Consider the following 591-nt stretch of genomic DNA (forward strand, 5'->3'; position numbering starts at 1 on the left):
CAGAAGGAAGTTATACGAATACCGGAATGCTAATGGCGTGAAAATTTCTGTGAAGATGAGGTCACCGGAACATTACGCCACGTTCACGCCCATTGCCGCCGCACAATCACGTAAACGACCAGCCGCGACTCTGCTGTTGAATTCCTGGACATGCGGCAACAATACGGCATTACAGATACCATGAGGCAGATCGTAGACCCCCCCTAACTGGTGTGCCATAGCATGAACATAGCCCAGAGAAGCATTGTTGAATGCCATTCCGGCCAGGAACTGAGCATAGGCCATTGCTTCACGGGCTTCCTCATTTTTACCATCAGCCACAACAGCCGGCAGGTTTTCAGCAATCATGGTGACAGCCTTCAGGGCACAGGCGTCCGTGATCGGCGTTGCCGCGGTTGACACATATGCTTCAATGGCATGTGTCAGAGCATCCATGCCGGTTGCTGCAGTCAGTGATGGTGGCATACCGAGCATCAGTGCAGCATCGTTCACAGAAAGTATGGGAGTAACATGTTTATCGACGATCGCCATTTTTATATGGCGCTCTTCGTCAGTAATAATACAGAAACGGGTCATTTCCGAAGCCGTACC

The 591-nt window shown here is 50.9% G+C and carries 1 pseudogene; it reads right to left on the reverse strand.

The annotated features are described in order from the left end of the window. Positions 1-78: 78 nt before the first annotated feature. Positions 79-591, reverse strand: a pseudogene (locus tag BEA93_RS24590) (L-threonine dehydrogenase); the annotation flags it as partial.

This window comes from Escherichia sp. MOD1-EC5950, assembly GCF_002965345.1.
Classification (GTDB): domain Bacteria; phylum Pseudomonadota; class Gammaproteobacteria; order Enterobacterales; family Enterobacteriaceae; genus Escherichia; species Escherichia marmotae.